Here is a 20,023-nt window from a genome sequence, read left to right on the forward strand (position 1 = left end):
TTTCACTTATTGTTTTTTTGAATTTTAGTATTCTGCTTCTCGAATTTCTATCTCAGTAATACTTCCCGTTATAACCTTATTGACATCACTTAGTGGAAGTTGAAACCAAAATTCTGTTCCGTTTTTGTCATAGTAACTAAAGGTAAATTCATTTTCTACACTATCAAACCCACCACAGTAATTGTCGGTTTGAAACTGATCAGAACTTTCAATTAATGCCCACGATTCTAAGTCAAGGTCTTCCTTCAAAATCTGTTGACAAATTGAAATAAATTCCTCATCTATTCTCAGCTGGGTGCGCATCGTTTATTTATATTTTTTATTTTTTTAAGATTGGTCTAACCTTCTTTAGTATCAATTGAACCAAACCGCATATCGTTGTCTTCTTAATTCCATAGCTAGCTTTTCTTCCATTTTAATGGCCTCTAATCTTGTTGACATGGGATCTATATGGTTGTATAGGCTGGGCCTTAGGTACATGCCGTACTTTTGAACGATATTTGACGAAAGTTTATGCCCTTTTTTATTTCTGTGGCCAGACTTATGCTGTTCAAATCGTTCTCTTGGAGTCTTGCTTGTCATACCTACATAAAGGCACTGTAGTACTCCATTGAACTGTGGGTTTGCAGATCGGAATTTTATGCTCTCCGTAAACACCTTTTTGGATAACTCTATAACGTAAACTCGATATTGTCTTTCAGGCATCGTTTATTTGAACTTATAAATTGATCGAGATACACTTTTCATCTCATTACTAAAATTACGATTAGCCCTAAAAATCCAATCGCAATAACCCTATTGTTAAACTGATGTCCATATTCATCAAAATGGTCTTTTGATTTCTTTGGTCCGTTTATATATTCTTGATAGGTGAATTTTGGTTTATTGAATATTGTCCTCCATATCGATCCATAAATCCAACGTATCGTTCCTCCAATATAATTGAAAATATATCTACCAATAACTATCTGAAAGAAGTCCACTTAAACCGTCGTTTTTAATTTAAATCGCCAATTAGTTATTTATTAAATCTCTTACAAACTGTATAACTAAATCTAATGCAAACATTCCCAAGATTATAAGCAGTACGGATATATAAACAAAAACATCCCAAGGACCAGAACCTGTTAAAAGGTATAGGCCGATAAAAAACAATATGCCCACAATTAGTAGAATTAATGCCAGTTGATTCAATATGGTTTTTTGGTATTTCACTAATCGTTTTTTTTTGAACTTTGTTAACTAGAAGGGATTTAGAAGATTGCCGAAAAAAGTGAAGGTCAGTATCACTGCAAGAATAATTGCAATCGTTTTAACCCATTTATATTTTGGGTACGGATTTGTTGTTTTTATTGAATAATCCAAATAAATATTATCTCCCTTCTTTTGCATTAAAATATCAGGTGCCTCACATATAGATTCTCTGATGTCATCTTTTGCATTGGATAGCTTTGTATTTGGAAATAATGAGAAGAACAATTTCGCGAAGGTTAAAACCGAAACCAGTAAAAGTGTCATGCATAATATCACTAATACAGGGTCATAATATTCTACAAAATAATGTTCGCCAAGTATTCTAAGTGATATCATTTAAGGAATCATTTGTGCGAGAAATTAGTCATTTAATACCAAAGATGCAATCCTTTGTTTGAACCATTCACTCTAGTATTTGGTTTTCACAAGCCGCAAAAATGAAGCTTTTGGTGTTCGATATGGCTTGCCATATTTTTCGAATGGAGGACTATATTGGGCAATGCCATAAATACGTATAATTATGAAGCGGACATTTTTAGTGATCCGGACGAATGCTATATTATTTTATGCTACAAAGCCGAATGGCCTAGGCAGTGGATACCTGTATATTAGTTTTAAAAATAGTGAAGGCTCATGGACTACGGTAAAAAATATGGAACCACTGATTAATAGTAGAGTCCATGAGTTTTGTTGGTTTGTTAGTAAAGACGGAAAATATTCTTTCTTCACCGGCAATCAACATATTTATTGGGTTAATGCAACAATTCTTGAAAGTTTTAAGAGTTGAAGATTTACAGCCGAATCTTTTCTGCAGCAACCAGTTATACGCTTTCTGAGGTCATCAATACAATAATATCCTGTTAATCAAATATTTACCGTTAATTTAACGCAACTCCTACGGGAACATAAAACTTTGATCACTATGGAATGGAAAATGAACTCCCTGTCAAAAATCCGCTTTCTTTTGATAGCAATTATGTGTATTGCGTGTTCATCCTCGGATGATGGCACCAAAGAAGAACCTGTGAGCGGGGAAATCGACCCAGCTCTTGTTGGTACTTGGGTAGGCACTATAGACGGCGGTCTTGGTGAGGCTGAGATCATCATTGACCTAAAAAGTAATGGAACCATGTCTGGAGAAGGAGCCAATTCCCCATATTGCCCATTGAACGCGAAATGGGAGGTGAAAGAATCCTCTTTTGTAGCGAAAGGAAACGATAACTGTGATGGTACTTCAGTCACATTAACCGCACCCTATTCCAAAACGGAATTAAAAGGGAAATGGAGTGCCTCGAGCGGAAATAACGGCACTTTTTCAGTAAAAAAGGAATAGCTCTTGACTATATATTTAAAGTTAAGGATAATAATCTAGCCGATGTTTCTAAAGAGCGGTACATTTTTAAGGGAGAAGTCTCTTATGCCGAGTATACAAAGAGACAGGTTTATGTCCTCCCTCAAATGCCAGGCACAAAATACACACAGTTCTTTGATGGCAACAATTCTGTTTCCAAAATGGATGGAAAACCTATTACAGGGGAACAACCGGCCTTTCTTGGTCATATCTTTAGAAAAACCAACTATTATTGGTTTACCATGATGTTCAAATTGTCTGACCCGGGTGTTAATCATAAAATGTTGCCCTCTAGAAATGTAGATGGGACCACCTATAAGGTTGTTGAAATGAGTTTCGGGGATAACATAGGTGAATCAAGCAAGGATAGGTATATTTTGTACATCAATCCAAAGACGTATAGGGTAGATCAGTTTCTATATAATGCAACCGGATTTGGTCTTACTGAACCCAATATAGTAAAAGTCAAATATGAGAAAGTAGATGGTATCTATATACCAACCTATCGTAAATACGCACCTGCAGATTGGGATGGAAATGTATTAAAGGAATCCTGGACTGAGCAGTTTTCCAAGAATGTAAAATTTAACAACGGGTACAATTTAGAAAGTATCCAGATTTAGTATTCCTAATTCAGTTATACACCACCTATTTAATAAATTATAAGTACTACTCAAACTCGGCTTGGGATAAAGTCAATTTATAGTCTCCAGCAACAAGAGGTTTTTAAATAAAATATTCTATCCTTATTGTACAGAATATATCCTTAGTTGGGTTTGAGTAAAACTTATAATCATTTGAAGTTGTCAAATATGACAAAGTCTATCATTACTCTAAATAAAAGTTGAAATAGAACCTTCAATAAAATACGCAAGTTGATGTACTAAATGCCCCTTCGTTAAACCCCTTATCTGGCAATAACTTTCTTTTCAGTACTTCCAATAAAATGGTTCGGAAATTTTGATAGCTCTTTTGCTAGAATAGTATCGGTGTTTGACCCCATGCTATAATTTCCTTTATATCAGCTTCTGGCGTCAAGTCTAAACTTTTGGAATTTTGCGCAAATTGGCAGCATATCAGTTTTCAGTTGAATTTCACTAGGGCTCCACACCAAATTTCAAAAATCGGTAGTTCTTTTATCTTAAAAAACATTTACTTTTATCAAGACAAGCATAGATTTCAAAATGTTTACGCAAGACTTCTTAACTTGCTAACATATGCTACTACATTCTGTGGTTCAATTCGAAGTGATCAAGTGTTGTAATTTATAAAATGCGGAATTTCCTACTATATCTCATTTTTTTAGCCGTTTCTGCAACATGTGTTGGTCAAAACCTGCTACCTCCCGTATATAATTACAGATTGTCGGAATACAAAGCAGCAAGCAAAAACTGGGACCTTTCAGTAAATTCGAGGGGTGAACTTTTTGCAGCTAACAATCAAGGTCTCCTGTATTTCAATGGAGAAAAATGGACATTGAACAAGCTGCCCAACAATACCATTATTAGATCGGTTGAGGTGGTGAACGATAGAATTTACACAGGGTCTTACGAGGAGTTTGGTTTCTGGGAAAAAGATGAAATGGGCGTTCTCCACTATAATTCACTTACCCATTTAATTAAAGACCATCAGTTTACCAGTGAGGAATTCTGGGAAATACTTTCATACAACGAAAAAGTATATTTCCGATCCTTTGCTGACATTTACATATATGATGGTGAACATATAACCGTCATTGATCCTCCGCAAATTATATCCGATATTCTAATTTATGAGGATAACTTTGTTGTAGCAGGTGGTACTGAAGGACTTTTCGAGCTTGAAAACGACACCTTGGTTTCTCTACAGAATCAAGACCTATTTTACGGTAAAACCATAACGGATATGATTTCATTGGAAGAAGGTCTTCTAATTGGAACAAAGCTAAATGGGTGTTATTTATGGAATGAGCACAAGGTTGAACCATGGAAGCCTGATCTCAACAATAACCTTAAACAGCACCAATTAAACAAAATTCTAAAACTGTCAGAAAATCAGATTGCCTTCGGTACTATAAAAAATGGCGTCTATCTATATAATACCAAGACCAAAACGTCAAGAGTTTTAAATCGGGAAGCAGGTCTACAGAACAATACGGTGCTGTCAATGCAAAATTTTCAAGATCAGTTATGGCTGGGTCTTGACAATGGTCTGGGACGTGTTAAGTTAAACAGCCCTATCACCTATTTCACCGACTACTCCGGAACCCTGGGAATGGTGTATGACATGGCATTATATGAGAATAAACTGTATCTAGGCAGCAATACAGGTATGTTCTACTTTGAAGATGGTCAAATTCAATTTGTTGAAGGTTCTCAAGGTCATGTTTGGGATCTTGAGGTAATTGAGGGAAACTTGATTTGTGGGCATAACACTGGGAGCTTTCAAGTCAGCGCAAATACTTTTAAAGAAATTTCCGCCTTTTCAGGAGGATATAGTTTCGCCAAAGTCCCCGAACTAAACGCCACTTATATTCAAGGAACCTACAATGGTTTGGTAAAATACGAGAAAACGAAAGAGGGCGATTGGAAAGTATCCCGTGTAAACGGAGTTTCCCAACCAATCAAGCATTTGTGTTTTGAAACAAAGAACATTCTTTGGGCCGCACATCCCTACAAGGGATATTATAGGTTCAAGATGGATGACACATTTGAAAACGTAATCAGTTCCCAAGAATATCTCACAGATCAGGGACCAAGTGAATACAACATCAAACTATATAACATTAAAAACCAAATCGTTTTCCGGGGTGAAAATGCATGGTACAAATATGATCCAATATTAGACCAAATTGTAGTCTTTGATGAATTTCAAAAGTTCAATGATAAAGAGCTGCTGTATTATGATCAGAACTATTTCTGGTTTGTAAATAGAGATGGACCAAAGGAAATCTTTCATACCGATCTTAAGCAAGATAGTCTGACTATTTCTGATTTTTCTCTTGATGAACGTCTAGCTCCTGATTCTCAAAATATCATCAAACTAAATGATAGCATCTCCTTCATAACCTTGAGTGATGGTTTTGCAATGGTCAACCGAAAAGCCTTTGGAAAATGGTTGAAAGGACGGAGTTTACCTGCTCCACATCTAAACTTGGTCAAAGATGAAGTAAAGTCGTATTCTGGACTCCAAAACAATATAGAAATACCATATAAGAATTCTCAGGTGATATCCTTTAGCGTATCCACTCCGGAGCTCATGCAACCGCGATATCACTATACCTTGACCGGACCTAAAAATTATTCGGAATCCATAGAGCATGGAAATATCCAGTTCCAGAATCTCCCCCATGGTAAATATCAATTTAAGGTAAGTACTTTTGGTCAGGACAATGCAAGTTCAACACCAGTAAGTTTCAACTTTGAAATAGCTCCACCTTGGTACCTTTCAAGCGCTAGTATCTTCTTTTATCTGTTCCTGGGAGCATTAACAATTTTTGTAGTTCGATATTACAATCGAAGAAAATTGAAAAGAAAGCAGAAGGAGTTGGAAAATCAGATGAAAAAAGAGCAAAAAGAGAAGCTAGCAGCCTTAGAAAAGGAAAAACTAGCTCGTGAAATCAAGCTTAAACAAAACGAACTTGCCAGTACCACATTAAATATTGCGAAGAAGAATGAGATGATTCTGGAGCTTAAGAATATGTTGGTCGTTAACAAGGAAAAATTTTCCAATTCACAACGCTATCGATCTTTCATCAAGAAACTGGATAATTCAATTCAGGATACCGATGATTGGAAACGGTTTGAGGTCAATTTTAAAGAGTTGCATGAGGACTTCTTTGAAAGATTATTAACAGCATATCCTAGCCTCACCCCCAAAGATTTAAAGTTATCCGCGTATTTAAAAATGAATCTTTCCACAAAAGAAATAGCTCCGTTAATGGCCATTTCAATCCGCGGTGTTGAAATACATCGGTACAGATTACGCAAAAAATTGGAAATCGACAGTTCAAAAAGCTTATCTAACTTTCTAATAACCTTTTAGAAACCATTAAACAAGGAAGTTTTCTTACAGTTTGACCCTAGCCCCAATTACATCATTACTACATCAAACGCAAAAAAAACTTTCTCTTTTGATTAATTATACTACTGCAAAGCCTATAAAAACAGACTTCACAGGCATCATGTACGCTGATGTATTTTTTATGTACCCGATTTGGCATCCCCAACCTAATGTCATTATTAATTTAGCAAAAACACAACTCAACTTTTAAATAATTATGAAAATTAGAAACGTATTATTGGGGATATTGCTTTTTTCGGCCCAAATCATTGTTTTAGGGCAGAGCAATATTACGGTTTCAGGAACAGTTAGTGATGGACAGGGGACACCACTTCCAGGTGCTTCCATAATATTGAAGGGTACATCATTAGGAGTGCAGACCGATTTTGATGGGAACTACACCTTTAGCGAAGTAGACACAGCAGGAATTTTAGTATTTAGCTACATAGGATATGCTCCTCAGGAAATCCCGGTTAATGGACAGAACATCATAAGCGTTAGCCTGCAGGAGGACACTCAATATCTAGATGAAGTGGTCGTGGTAGGGTATGGTGAATTAAAGGTGAAAGACCTAACATCTGCCATCTCGACCGTTGATTCGGAAGTTCTGGAACTAGCCCCCGTAGGACAACCTATGCAGGCGTTACAAGGTAGGGTAGCCGGACTACAAATAGTAAACAACGGTAGTCCCGGTCAATCACCTACAGTACGAGTACGGGGAATAGGATCTTATGATACAGGAGCATCAGGTCCTTTGTTTGTAGTTGATGGTGCTTTTTTCAATGATATTGCATTTTTGAATCCTACGGATATTGAATCAATTTCAATTCTAAAGGATGCTTCAGCAGCAGCTATTTATGGGGTTAGAGCGGCAAACGGAGTAGTTTTAATAGAGACCAAGTCTGGTAAATTCAATCAGAAACCCCAGATTACTTATGACGGATATTCAGGTTATCAAGTGCCACAGAATGTGCTTAAAATGGCCAATGCAGAGCAATTTACCAACCTGGCGCTTGAATCAGGGTCTGCTCCGGACGCTGAGTTTATTTTAAATGCAATGCAGCGATACGGCCGTAGCAGAATCAACCCCAACATACCCGATGTAAATACAGATTGGTATGATGAGGTTATGCGATTGGCCCTAATCCAAAACCACAGTATTGGAATCACAGGAGGCAGCGATACGGCCACCTATGCCATAGGCGTCAATTATTTTGAGCAAGGTGGACTTCTTAAAATGAAAAACGAATACAAGCGCTTCAACCTTCGTACCAAATTGGATTTCAAAGCCACCGATTGGCTTAAAGTTGGTACAAGTGTAGTATTGAGTAATTCCACACGGTTTGACCCTGAAAACTCTGCTTGGCGAAGGGCCTATTTTGCAGTGCCCATTTTGCCTGTTTTCGATTCCTCTTTGGCGGAAAATCCAAATGTTTTTCCAACACCGTATGCCAACGCGCAGGACTTAGGTTACAGGGGAGGCCAAAACCCATTTCCGATAATGGACTTTAGTGAAAACCGAGCTAAAATCAGAAATATTGTAGCCAATTTCTATGCCGAGATAGATCTTGTTCCAGAAAAACTCAAATTTAGAACGGCTTACAATCATAATTTCGAGAGTATTAACCGAAGAGAGGTGAGGTTACCCTATTTTATAGGTGATAACTTCCAAAGAGTAGATGCCGATTTACTTAAAAGAAGTGTTACCACATCCAATCAGATATGGGACAACACCCTAACATTTACCGATACCTTTGGCAAACATAATTTGACGGTTTTAGCAGGAACTTCCTTTAGGGATGAAGCTTTGGACTTGATTCAGGCAAGAGGCCTTAACTTTCCATTGACGGGTGAAGAAGCCTACTTTATTAACTTGGCCCAAACCATTGTAGAAGACTCTACATTTGATGGTGGAGCACGTGAATTTGGCTTCTCTTATTTTGGAAGGGTATCCTACAATTTTGACAACCGATATCTATTATACGGCACATTCAGAGCAGACGGAACCAACAAATATCAAGAAAAATGGGGTTATTTTCCAACTGTAGGTGCAGGATGGGTGGTTTCTGAAGAAGCCTTTTTTCCAGAGAATGAAGTGCTGAATTTTCTGAAACTAAGAGGAAGCTGGGGTGAACTCGGAAATGACAGAATCCCTTCCAGTGAAGGTTCAATTACTTCAGAAGTAGTTACAACCGCACTGGGTGACATCTTGTTCAGCGGGTTAAACACAAGCAGTGATTTTACTGCTTTAAAATGGGAAGTGACCGAAGAAATAAATGCTGGACTCTCCGCTAGAATGTTCAATAACAACCTATCCATTGAAGCTGATTACTACATCAGGGATACAAAAGATGCTGTTATACCGGTATTGAGGCCATTAATTCCAGGCGCGACTCGCCAAAATGTGGGTGAGATTAGAAATAGTGGTTTGGAAATCGCATTAAATTGGGACAAAAGAGTTTCCGATGACTTTAGTTATTCCATTGGAGGCAATTTTACCACTTTGAACAATGAGGTTTTAGATTTGGGCGGTGCCGAATTTTTGGATGCCGGATCTGCTGAGTTTCGTCAACGCTCCATTGTAGGAGAATCAATATTTGCCTTTTTCGGAAGAGAAATCGTAGGGGTATACCAGAATGACGCACAGATTCAAGCAGACCCCGTAGCTGTTGCCAACAATCTGGAGCCAGGAGATTTTATTTACAGGGATATTAATGGTGATGGGGATATCACGGATGATGACCGCACTGTATTGGGATCCTTCCTCCCCTCCTATTCTTTTGGATTCAACATCGGATTTAATTACAAAAACTGGGATTTTGCAGCTAGTGCCATTGGACAAGGAGGTAATTCAATTCTAAATCGAAAAAGAGGCGAAGTAATTTTTACCAATGATACCAATTGGGATAGGGATTTCGCAGTAAACAGATGGCATGGAGAAGGAACTACCAATAGCTACCCATCTTCAGCAGGTATTAGAAAGGGATGGAACCAACGACTCAACGATTTCTTTATTGAGGATGGTGACTTCTTTAGAATTCAAAATTTAACCTTGGGATATACCATTAACAAAGATGGTGCGCGTCAAGGAATTCCCCAAGTACGGATTTATGCCACTGCAGAAAAACCACTCACCTTGTTTAATTACAATGGATTCAACCCTGAAGTAGCCAACGGCGTGGACAATGAAACATATCCGGTACCTGCAGTGTATACCATCGGAGTTAATGTAAAAATTTAAAAAAAAGAAAATGAAGCTAATCGAGAAAATTAAAACTATTGCCTTAACAGGACTACTACTATGCATCGTAGTAGGATGTTCGGACAAGTTGGATGAACCTCAGCTGAACAACAACTTTGCTGGAGGTACAGATTTTACCAATACAGACGATATGGTATTGTCCATAATTGGAATATACGAAGCCTTTCAATCAAGAGGTTGGGAACAACCTCTTTTGATATCTGTTCGAGGAGATGATGTTAACGCTGGTGGACTTGGAGATCAGCAAGACTTTGCCGAGACGGATCTCTTCAATTACAACAAGGATTATTGGATGTACAACTCCCTGTGGCAAAATGTATATGCCGATATTATTACAGCGCATACAGGGATGGAGCAAATTGTGCGTTACCAAGAATTGGCAGACGACAATGGAAAAGCCTTGGGTGATCAATATATTGCTGAAGCAAAGGTTTTACGAGCCATCATGTTATTGCACATTTCTCAGGTATGGGGCGATATATTCATCCCGTCCTCATCGGAAACTTCTGAACTTTTTGATGTTGAAACCGTTCCAACCCAAGATGAAGTAATGCAGCACATATCAGATCAAATGGATGAAGCATTACCATTTCTTCCTGATATGAGACCAAATGAAAGACAAGATTTGCCAGGTGGGGTTACAAGATATACAGCATTGGCCATAAAAGCATTGGCCAATCAAGAGTTGGAAAATTATCAAGTTATGGCAGATGCATGTGGACAAATTATCAACTCCAACAAATTCAGTCTCTATTCAGATTTCTACGAGCTCTTCAAAACTCCCGGAAAATTGAGTAATGAAAGTATTCTGGATATGCAATATTCCGATTTTGGTCAAGGTGAAGGTGATAACGAATCTCATTTATATGCTCCCTACGGACCTCAAGGTTGGACTCCAGCCGTAGATGGCGCCTCAAGTGGATGGGGCTTCTACGAACCCAGTATGAAATTCATCAAATTTATGCTTGATAGAGGCGAAACTGTTCGATTGGAAACCAGTGTCCTATTTACCGATAGAGGGATAGCTGAATTGCAAGCGGACCCTAACTATGCCACCTTGCCACCTTTTGTTAGCAACACTACCCGTGACGGTGATATCATTAACGATTATGCCCGCGCACTTTTTGCCAGCGGTAAGCATTATTTACCTTCTAATCAGCTGGTACCGGGAAGGACCGGCTACGGAAGCAACAAAAACTTCAATATCATTCGCTATGCTGAAATCCTATTGATGTATGCAGAAGCATTGACACAAGGTGCTTCCGGAAGTGGTATTTCGGCAGATCAAGCTGTGAATTTGGTTCGTGCAAGATCTAATATGTCTCCACTGACAGGAGTTACCTTGGACCAAGTACTTGATGAAAAGTTTGCCGAACTCGCAATGGAATGGGGCAAACGCTATTACGATATGATTCGATTAGGCAGGACAGATGAATTAAGCTACGATGGCAGAACCTTTTCACAAGACAAAGCATTTTTGCCTTACCCGCAAAATCAAGTAGATCAATTTCCCATTCTGGAAAACTAAATGACCATAAACCTAAAAGATTAAAATCATGAAAAATTTATTTAAAACCTGTATTGCAGCCCTTGTGTTGACATGGTTTATGGCCTGTGACCAAGGAATCGATGCCATTACATTTGTGGACCCTGGAGCCGACGCTTCGGCACCTCAAGTGACCATTAACTACCCACTGGAAGGCACCACAATAAAAGTATTGGAAGCAGTCACTTCAATAACTGTTGATTTTGAAGTCACAGATGACATAGAAGTTACCAAAATAGATGCCCTTATAGATGGGAAAAACATCGGAAGTCTAAGCAGTTTCAAGGATTATCGTCGTGTTTTAGTAGACGATATCACATATGATAACCTTAGGGACGGCAACCATGAATTTACGGTAAATGCCACCGATATTGATGGTAAAACAAGTTCGACCACGGTCAATTTCATCAAAGAACCCGCTTATGTTCCCCTTTATGCGGGTGAGGTACTGTACATGCCTTTTGATGGAGACTATTTTGATTTAGTTGGTTTAAGACCTGCAGTTCAGGTGGGTACACCCGGATTTACCGGAGAAGGATTTGTAGGGCTAGATGCCTATGCCGGCGCAGCGGATTCTCATTTAGAATTTTCCACTGAGGGTATGCTTTCAGATGAGTTTAGTGCAGTGTTCTGGTACAAAGTAAACGCTGATCCGGATAGAGCAGGTGTCCTGGTTATTGGGCCGCCTGATACAGAACAGGCAGGTTTCCCAGATACACAAAATTTAAGAACAAGCGGATTCCGCTTCTTTAGAGAAAATGCAGGTGGAGAACAGCGATTCAAACTTAATGTAGGAAGTGGTGCCGGTGATTCATGGTTTGATGGCGGTGAAGCTGCGGATATACCCGCGGATGCTGGATGGACACATATGGCCTTTACCATATCACAAAGCAGGGCCACGGTATACATTAACGGTGAGATTGTAAGCCAAGGTGATTTTGACGGAGTGGACTGGTCTGACTGTGATTTGCTTTCAATCATGTCCGGAACCCCTCGATTTACACAATGGAGTCATCTGGCAGATTTGAGCAGTATGGATGAACTTCGGATGTTCAATAGGGAACTCTCCCAGGGTGAAATTCAAAATATAATGACAGTAGAAGCCGGCGGTTTTGTTGGGAATTTTGATGGTGAGACTTTCTACATGCCTTTTGATGGGGACAACGTCGAAATGTTCAAGGATATTGAAGCAACCGTAATAGGCACTCCCTCCTTTGCTGGTGAGAGTGTTGCCGGCAGTGATGCTTATGCCGGAGCTTCAGATTCTTACCTTACGTTTCCAACGAATGGATTGACAAGTGAAGAATTTAGTGCCACAATGTGGTATAAGATCAATGCCGATCCGGACAGAGCTGGAATTTTGGTTATGGGTCCTCCAGATACGGAAAGAGCTGAATTTCCAGATATTCAAAACTTAAGGACTAATGGTTTCCGTTTCTTCAGAGAAGCGGGTGGAGATGGACAAATTTTTAAATTGAATGTAGGTCGAGGAGATGGAGATTCATGGTTTGATGGAGGTGCAACAGCTTCCATACCTTCCGATACTGCTGAGTGGGTTCACCTGGCCTTTACCATATCCAATGCTGAATGTGTGGTATATATTGATGGGGAAGTTGTGGCACAAGGTGATTTTACTGGAGTGGATTGGACGGGATGCGATATACTCTCCATTGGCTCAGGTGCGCCACGATTTAACCAATGGAACCACCTTTCGGACCCAAGTTATATCGATGAACTAAGACTTTTCGATAAAGCTTTGTCCCAATCTGAGGTACAATCCGTAATGAATTTTGATCAATAAAAACGAACAGTAAACATATTGAGTTAGTTAATTTTCAATGAGGTTAGTTTTAATTTCAGTCTCTTTGGTCGTTGCATCCATAGTAGCGGGGTGTAATGGCCAAAGAACTTCTAAAGAGCAGACCGAGGCAAAAAATGTCCCGGTCAACACCTATACCGATCCGGCGCTGCTGGATATGGTACAACGTCAAACCTTCAATTATTTTTGGGAAGGGGCCGAACCTATCTCCGGTCTCGCCAGGGAAAGGATTCATTTGGATAATATTTATCCAAACCACGATCAGGACATTATCACTATTGGAGGTTCTGGTTTTGGTTTAATGGCCATTCTTGTTGGTGTTGAACGGAATTTTATAACTAGGGACCAAGCTTTGGCTCGTTTTGAAAAAGCAATCAATTTTCTTGAAAAAGCTGATCGCTTCCATGGTGCCTGGCCTCATTGGCTAATGCCTAGTGGAAAGACCGCTCCATTTAGTTCCAAGGACAACGGTGGAGATTTGGTAGAAACCGCTTTTTTGATACAAGGACTTTTAACAGTTCAAGAATATTTCAAAAATGGAACTGAAAGGGAACAAATTCTGTGTAAAAAAATTCAGAAGCTCTGGGAAGGTGTAGAATGGACCTGGTACACCAAGGGAGGTGAAGATGTGCTGTATTGGCATTGGAGTCCTGATTACAAGTGGGACATGAACTTTCCTGTTGGCGGCTATAATGAAGCATTGATCATGTATATTCTGGCAGCAAGTTCGCCTACCCATCCCATAAAGCGAGAAGTATACGATAAAGGTTGGGCAAAGAACGGAGGCATTTCCAACGGAACCATCTACTACGGACTTGAAACTGAAGTGAACCATTATGAACACGACAATTCCCCGGTGGGTCCATTATTCTGGGCACACTATTCCTACCTAGGGTTAGATCCAAATGGTCTTACTGATACCTATGCGGATTATTGGAAACTGAATGTGAATCATGCCCTAATCCATTACAAGCATAGTGTTGCGAATCCAAATAAGTTTAAAGGGTACGATGAGAATTACTGGGGTTTGACCTCAAGTTATTCTCCTAAAGGATATGCAAGCCATAGACCGGACAAAGATATTGGTGTAATCTCGCCAACGGCCGCACTTTCTTCCATGCCATATACACCAAAGGAAAGCATGCAGTTTCTTGCAGCTTTATATACCAAACATGACAGTTTAATCGGCAAATATGGTCCTTATGATGCATTTAGTATGGAAAAGAATTGGTACCTGCCTAGATACTTGGCTATTGACCAGGGCCCTATACCTGTTATGATTGAAAACTATAGAAGTGGTTTACTCTGGAAACTCTTTATGGCCAATGAAGATGTTCAAAAAGGCCTAGACAAACTAGAGTTTCAATATGCAAACAGTCAACCTAATGGGTAAGTTCCCCTTCCTTTTTATTCTTGTTGCCTTTGTATTCCTTTCTTGCGGAGGAGATGATTATACCTATATCCCATCCGCCTTACCAGACGATGACCCTATTGCGCAACCCGAACCAGTAATTGGCGACACAGAATTATTGGAATTGGTTCAACAAGAAACCTTCAAATATTTCTGGGATTTTGCTGAAACCAACTCTGGCGGGGCCAGAGAAAGATATCACCCTGATGATCCAGGAAGGGATGCCCATATAGTAACCTCGGGTGGAACTGGTTTTGGACTAATGGCCATTTTAGTCGGAATGGAACGGGGGTTTATTACCCGTGAACAAGGGGTAGAACGACTTTCAAAATTGTTGGATTTTTTAGAAAACGCTGATAGATTCCACGGAGCATGGCCTCATTGGATCAATGGAAGTAATGGGGCAGTTATTCCCTTCAGTTCCATGGATAATGGTGGAGATTTAGTGGAAACTGCCTTTTTGGTCCAAGGGCTAATATGTGTTCAAGAATACCTAAAAAATGGGAATGATACCGAAAAGGCTTTAGCAGCTCAAGCAGATACTTTATGGAAAGGTGTAGAGTGGAATTGGTATACACAAAGCAAGAATGAACTGTATTGGCATTGGAGTCCAAACTTTGGGTTCGATATCAATCTTGAACTCAAAGGGTACAATGAAGTCTTGATTACCTACATTTTGGCAGCTGCTTCTCCTAACCATGGTATTTCGAAAGAAATCTACGCCAATGGATGGGCTTCCAGCGGTGAAATTGTTTCTTCCAATACACAATACGGTTTTCCCCTTTTGGTCAAGCATCCAGGATCACAGCAGTTTGGTGGGCCATTATTTTGGGCCCATTATTCCTACCTCGGTTTAAACCCCAAGGGACTTAGAGATGATTATACCAACTACTGGAGTGTAAACCTTAACCATAGTAAAATCAATTATCAATATTGTGTCGAAAATCCAAAAAACTTTGAAGACTACGGTCCCGATTGTTGGGGTTTAACCGCTAGTTATTCACGGAATAACGACGGGGGTATTGGGTACAACGCTCATCATCCAGCAAATGATACTGGTGTCATCTCACCCACTGCAGCCATTTCATCAATCCCCTATACACCCGATGAATCCATTCAGGCTCTGCACTATTTCTACAGAAACAAAGACAAATTATTAGGCCCGGCAGGGTTCTACGATGCCTTTAGTCCTGAACACGATTTTTGGGTTGCAGAGGCCTATCTGGCCATAGATCAGGGACCACAAATCATAATGATTGAAAACTATAGAACCGGACTCTTATGGGAGCTTTTCATGCAAAATGAAGACGTTCAAAATGGACTAGATATCCTAGGGTTTCAATATACGATGTAAATAAGGCAAGTCGATTTGTCAAAATGATCTCCTATCTACAATGAAAACAAAATTCCACTTCAATTTCTCCATATTCATCTTCATACTGATTTGTACTTATGGCCATAGTCAATCTGCTGAATCAATTCCGAAAGTTGAAGAATTATTGGAAAAGATGACCCTGGATGAAAAGATAGGGCAATTGAACCTTCTTACTCCAGGTGGTGGTGTGGCTACAGGTGCAGTGGTCAGTAAAAATGTTGAAGCTAAGATAAAGGCAGGTCAAGTAGGTGGATTATTTGGAGTTTCGGGTCCAAATAAAGTGAGGGCAGCTCAAGAAATGGCAGTAAACCATAGCCGACTCAAAATACCGTTATTGATTGGTGCCGATGTAATACACGGATACAAGACCACCTATCCCATACCTCTGGGGCTTTCCTGTAGTTGGGATATGGACTTAATAGAAGAGGCAGCAAAAATGGCCGCATCAGAAGCAACTGCTGACGGTATTATGTGGAATTTTTCACCTATGGTGGATATTGCCCGTGATCCTAGATGGGGACGAATTGCAGAAGGAGCCGGGGAAGATCCTTTTCTTGGGTCGGCTATTGCCAAGGTTATGGTAAAAGGATATCAAGGAGATGATTTAACAGCTTCCCATACCATGTTGGCCTGTGTAAAACATATGGCGCTTTATGGGGCCGCAGAAGCCGGCAGAGACTATCATTCTGTTGATATGAGCAAAATCAAGATGTTCAACCAATACCTATCACCGTACAAGGCTGCTGTAGATGCGGGAGTGGCAACTGTAATGACCTCTTTCAATGATATTGATGGGATTCCAGCAACAGGTAACAAATGGTTGCTGACCTCTTTGCTTCGTGAACAATGGAGTTTCAAAGGACTTGTTGTTTCGGATTACACCTCGGTCAACGAAATGACCGCTCATGGACTTGGAGATTTACAAGAGGTCTCCAAATTGGCTCTCAAAGCTGGTCTCGATATGGATATGGTTGGAGAAGGTTTTTTAACCACGCTTAAAAAATCTGTCCAAGAAGGTAAGCTTACCGAAGATGAAATCAATAATGCGTGCAGAAGAGTGTTGGAAGCAAAACACAAGGCTGGACTTTTTGACGACCCGTATCGTTATTTGGATGAGGAAAGGTCAAAAAACGAAATCCTTAGCAAAACCAACAGACAATTAGCGAAAACATTGGCAACAAGGTCATTTGTGCTGCTTAAGAATCATAATGACCTTCTACCTCTTAAAAACGACGCCCGTATTGCCTTGATAGGTCCGTTGGCAAATAGCAGGAATAACATGCTCGGAACTTGGGCACCAACTGGAGACCCCAATTTGGCGGTCACCATCTTAGAAGGGTTTAAAAATGTTGTTCCGAATGTTGCTATCAATTATGCAAAAGGGGCCAATATTTCTGATGATCCTGAATTTGCCAAAAAAGTGAATGTTTTTGGTTCTAGAATACAGATTGACGAAAAGTCACCCGGCAACCTATTAAAAGAAGCTATGGTGGCCGTTGAAAAATCGGATGTAATAGTTGTCGTTATGGGCGAAGCTACAGAAATGAGTGGTGAAGCTTCAAGTCGAACCGATATTTCCATTCCCGAAAGCCAAAAGAAATTACTCAGGACACTTGTTAAAACAGGTAAACCCGTTGCTGTTGTCTTAATGAGTGGAAGACCTTTGACAATTTCGGAAGAATTGGACATGCCAATTGCCATATTACAAGTATGGCATCCGGGTGTCGAAGCGGGGAATGCAGTTGTGGATGTACTTTATGGGCGCTACAATCCTTCTGGAAAGTTGACAGCTACATGGCCAAGAAATATCGGGCAAATTCCCATTTATCATAGCTCAAAAAATACAGGAAGACCGGCTCCGGATACGTTTAAAAAGTTTACATCGAACTATTTAGACATCCCAAATACTCCACTTTTACCTTTTGGATATGGGTTAAGCTATACCCAGTTTCAATATTCCAATCTAAACCTTGAGAAAAAAGAAATTTCCGAGGGAGAATCCTTGAAAATTCAGGTTGTTGTCAAAAATATTGGAGCATACGACGGGGAAGAAGTGGTTCAATTATACTTAAAAGATGTAGTCAGAACCATAACTCCACCCAAAAGACAATTGAAAGGCTTTAAAAAAGTATTTCTTAAAAAAGGGGAGCAAAAGACTGTGATTTTAGAATTGAAATCAGAGGACTTGAAATTCTACAATAGCAACTTAGAGTTCATTGCTGAACCGGGTTATTTTGAAGTTTTTGTTGGCGGCAACTCGCAGGCAAAGCTAAAGCAAGTTTTTAAACTCAAATGACATTGATGATTAATCTGACACACTAATGAATCGGGTCTTTTTAATATTGTTGTTTTCCATTATGCTCTGCTCTTGTAAAGAAGCGGACAGACAGGGTCAGTTAAAAAATACTAGGCCCAACATTATCTTTATTATGGCCGATGATCATGCCGTTCAAGCCATAAGTGCATATGGACACGAGATCTCGAAATTGGCTCCAACTCCAAATATTGATCGTTTGGCTGAGAATGGAATCATTTTTCAAAATAGTTTTTGCACCAATGCCATATGCGGACCGAGTAGGGCGGTAATCCTTACAGGTAAGCATAGCCATATGAACGGGTTCAGAATGAATGGTGAACGATTTGATAATACCCAAGCTACTCTTCCAAAATTTCTCCAAAAGTTGGGATATGATACTGCAATCATTGGGAAATGGCATTTGCATGGGCAACCAACAGGTTTTAACCATTGGGATATCTTAAATGATCAAGGAAACTACTATAATCCCGAATTTATAAAAGGAAATGACACTACAATCATTAAGGGATATACAACCGATATTGTGACTTCGAAAAGTCTTGATTGGCTAAACCAAAGGGATGCCGAAACTCCCTTTTTCTTGATGGTTCACCATAAGGCTCCACATCGAAATTGGATGCCCGCCATACGCCATACAACACTGTATGATTCAATTACTTTTCCAATCCCGGAAACCTATTTAGGCAAGCATTCAAATCAACAAGCGGCCATTGAACAACAGCAAACCATTTATAGGGATATGTATGAAGGTCATGACCTAAAAATGACCAAAAGTTTGGGCTCAACCGAATTGGCCCACAATCCTTGGACAGCAGATTTTAATCGAATGACCTCAGCGCAAAGAAAAGATTGGGACGAGGCGTACAGCTCAAAAAACGATGCTTTTCATAAGGCGAACCTTGCCGGCCAAGAATTGGCTCTTTGGAAGGCCCAGCGTTATTTGCATGATTACCTAGCCACAGTGAAAGCGGTCGATGAAGGTGTTGGAAAAATATTGGATTATTTGGAAGAAAAGGGTTTGCATCAGAATACTTTGGTGGTTTACACCTCAGATCAAGGGTTTTATCTGGGTGAAAAGGGTTGGTTCGATAAACGTTTTATGTACGAAGAATCGTTACGAATGCCTTTGTTAATGCAGTGGCCCAAAGTTATTGCTCCCAAGTCATCGACAAACGCAATGGTTCAAAATTTAGACTTTGCCCCAACCTTTCTGGATGTGGCAGGAGGTAAAACCTATGCAAAAGAAATGCAAGGAGTCTCTTTCAGAACTCTTTTTGATAATCCTAAAAAAGATTTTAAAGATGCAATCTATTATCATTATTACGACTACCCTGCCTTTCATATGGTAAAAAAGCAATATGGGGTCAGAACCAAACGATATAAGCTTATCCATTTTTATGATGACATTGATCAATGGGAATTTTATGACCTTCTTGAAGACCCCAAAGAATTGTATAATGCTATCAATGATAAAGCATATAGCAATCAAATTGCTACTATGCATCAAAAATTAGACAGTCTGCAAGACGTCTATAATGTCACCGAGAAAGAATTTGAAAAGGCTTCTAAAGAACAAGTGGAAAAGGCTTATGATCAATTCAAGAGGTTACGAGGTGAGCCTGTGAAATAAAATACCTCTGCGTTAAC

13 protein-coding genes are annotated in these 20,023 nt (G+C 39.6%); 10 read left to right on the top strand and 3 right to left on the bottom strand.

What is annotated here, in order from left to right; genetic code table 11:
- Positions 1-24: 24 nt before the first annotated feature.
- The 3 genes from ACOKFG_RS00410 to ACOKFG_RS00420 form a co-directional block, all read right to left on the bottom strand.
- Positions 25-303: a hypothetical protein gene (locus tag ACOKFG_RS00410; protein ID WP_299487700.1), complete on the bottom strand. Its 279-nt coding sequence runs from the start codon at positions 301-303 to the stop codon at positions 25-27.
- Between the two features lie 51 nt (positions 304-354).
- The gene (locus ACOKFG_RS00415; protein ID WP_299487698.1) at positions 355-705 is read right to left on the bottom strand and encodes a ribose-5-phosphate isomerase; all 351 of its coding nucleotides are present in this window, start codon (positions 703-705) and stop codon (positions 355-357) included.
- A 537-nt stretch (positions 706-1,242) separates the two neighbouring features.
- Positions 1,243-1,590 carry a hypothetical protein gene (locus ACOKFG_RS00420; RefSeq protein WP_299487696.1) on the bottom strand — a complete coding sequence of 116 codons (348 nt, stop codon included), beginning with the start codon at positions 1,588-1,590 and terminating at the stop codon, positions 1,243-1,245.
- Between the two features lie 586 nt (positions 1,591-2,176).
- Here ACOKFG_RS00420 and ACOKFG_RS00425 point away from each other — a divergent pair.
- The 10 genes from ACOKFG_RS00425 to ACOKFG_RS00470 all read left to right on the top strand — a co-directional run bounded on the left by ACOKFG_RS00425 (position 2,177) and on the right by ACOKFG_RS00470 (position 20,006).
- Entirely contained in the window at positions 2,177-2,587 is a 411-nt protein-coding gene (locus ACOKFG_RS00425; RefSeq protein WP_298791825.1) for a hypothetical protein, read from the top strand.
- Positions 2,588-2,712: 125 nt separating this feature from the next.
- The gene (locus ACOKFG_RS00430) at positions 2,713-3,228 is read left to right on the top strand and encodes a DUF6503 family protein (RefSeq protein ID WP_299170283.1); all 516 of its coding nucleotides are present in this window, start codon (positions 2,713-2,715) and stop codon (positions 3,226-3,228) included.
- Positions 3,229-3,877: 649 nt separating this feature from the next.
- On the top strand, positions 3,878-6,628 hold the full coding sequence (locus ACOKFG_RS00435; RefSeq protein WP_422861658.1) for a Two component regulator three Y domain-containing protein: 2,751 nt from the start codon (positions 3,878-3,880) through the stop codon (positions 6,626-6,628).
- 235 nt (positions 6,629-6,863) lie between these two features.
- Positions 6,864-9,887, top strand: coding sequence for a SusC/RagA family TonB-linked outer membrane protein (locus ACOKFG_RS00440; protein WP_422861659.1), 3,024 nt, complete (start codon positions 6,864-6,866; stop codon positions 9,885-9,887).
- 10 nt (positions 9,888-9,897) lie between these two features.
- Positions 9,898-11,436 carry a RagB/SusD family nutrient uptake outer membrane protein gene (locus tag ACOKFG_RS00445; RefSeq protein ID WP_298791831.1) on the top strand — a complete coding sequence of 513 codons (1,539 nt, stop codon included), beginning with the start codon at positions 9,898-9,900 and terminating at the stop codon, positions 11,434-11,436.
- Between the two features lie 28 nt (positions 11,437-11,464).
- A complete protein-coding gene (locus tag ACOKFG_RS00450; RefSeq protein WP_298791832.1) occupies positions 11,465-13,255 on the top strand; it encodes a LamG-like jellyroll fold domain-containing protein in 1,791 nt (596 codons plus the stop codon).
- 37 nt (positions 13,256-13,292) lie between these two features.
- A complete protein-coding gene (locus ACOKFG_RS00455; RefSeq protein WP_299487686.1) occupies positions 13,293-14,666 on the top strand; it encodes a glucoamylase family protein in 1,374 nt (457 codons plus the stop codon).
- Positions 14,641-16,038: a glucoamylase family protein gene (locus ACOKFG_RS00460; RefSeq protein WP_422861660.1), complete on the top strand. Its 1,398-nt coding sequence runs from the start codon at positions 14,641-14,643 to the stop codon at positions 16,036-16,038. Before ACOKFG_RS00455 ends, ACOKFG_RS00460 begins: the two co-directional genes overlap by 26 nt.
- Before the next feature lie 40 nt (positions 16,039-16,078).
- A complete protein-coding gene (gene bglX / locus ACOKFG_RS00465) occupies positions 16,079-18,355 on the top strand; it encodes a beta-glucosidase BglX (RefSeq protein ID WP_422861661.1) in 2,277 nt (758 codons plus the stop codon).
- A 25-nt stretch (positions 18,356-18,380) separates the two neighbouring features.
- Positions 18,381-20,006: a sulfatase family protein gene (locus tag ACOKFG_RS00470; RefSeq protein ID WP_422861662.1), complete on the top strand. Its 1,626-nt coding sequence runs from the start codon at positions 18,381-18,383 to the stop codon at positions 20,004-20,006.
- The last annotated feature ends 17 nt before the right edge of the window (positions 20,007-20,023 follow it).

The organism is Flagellimonas rhodophyticola, from assembly GCF_049332665.1.
Classification (GTDB): Bacteria; Bacteroidota; Bacteroidia; order Flavobacteriales; family Flavobacteriaceae; genus Flagellimonas.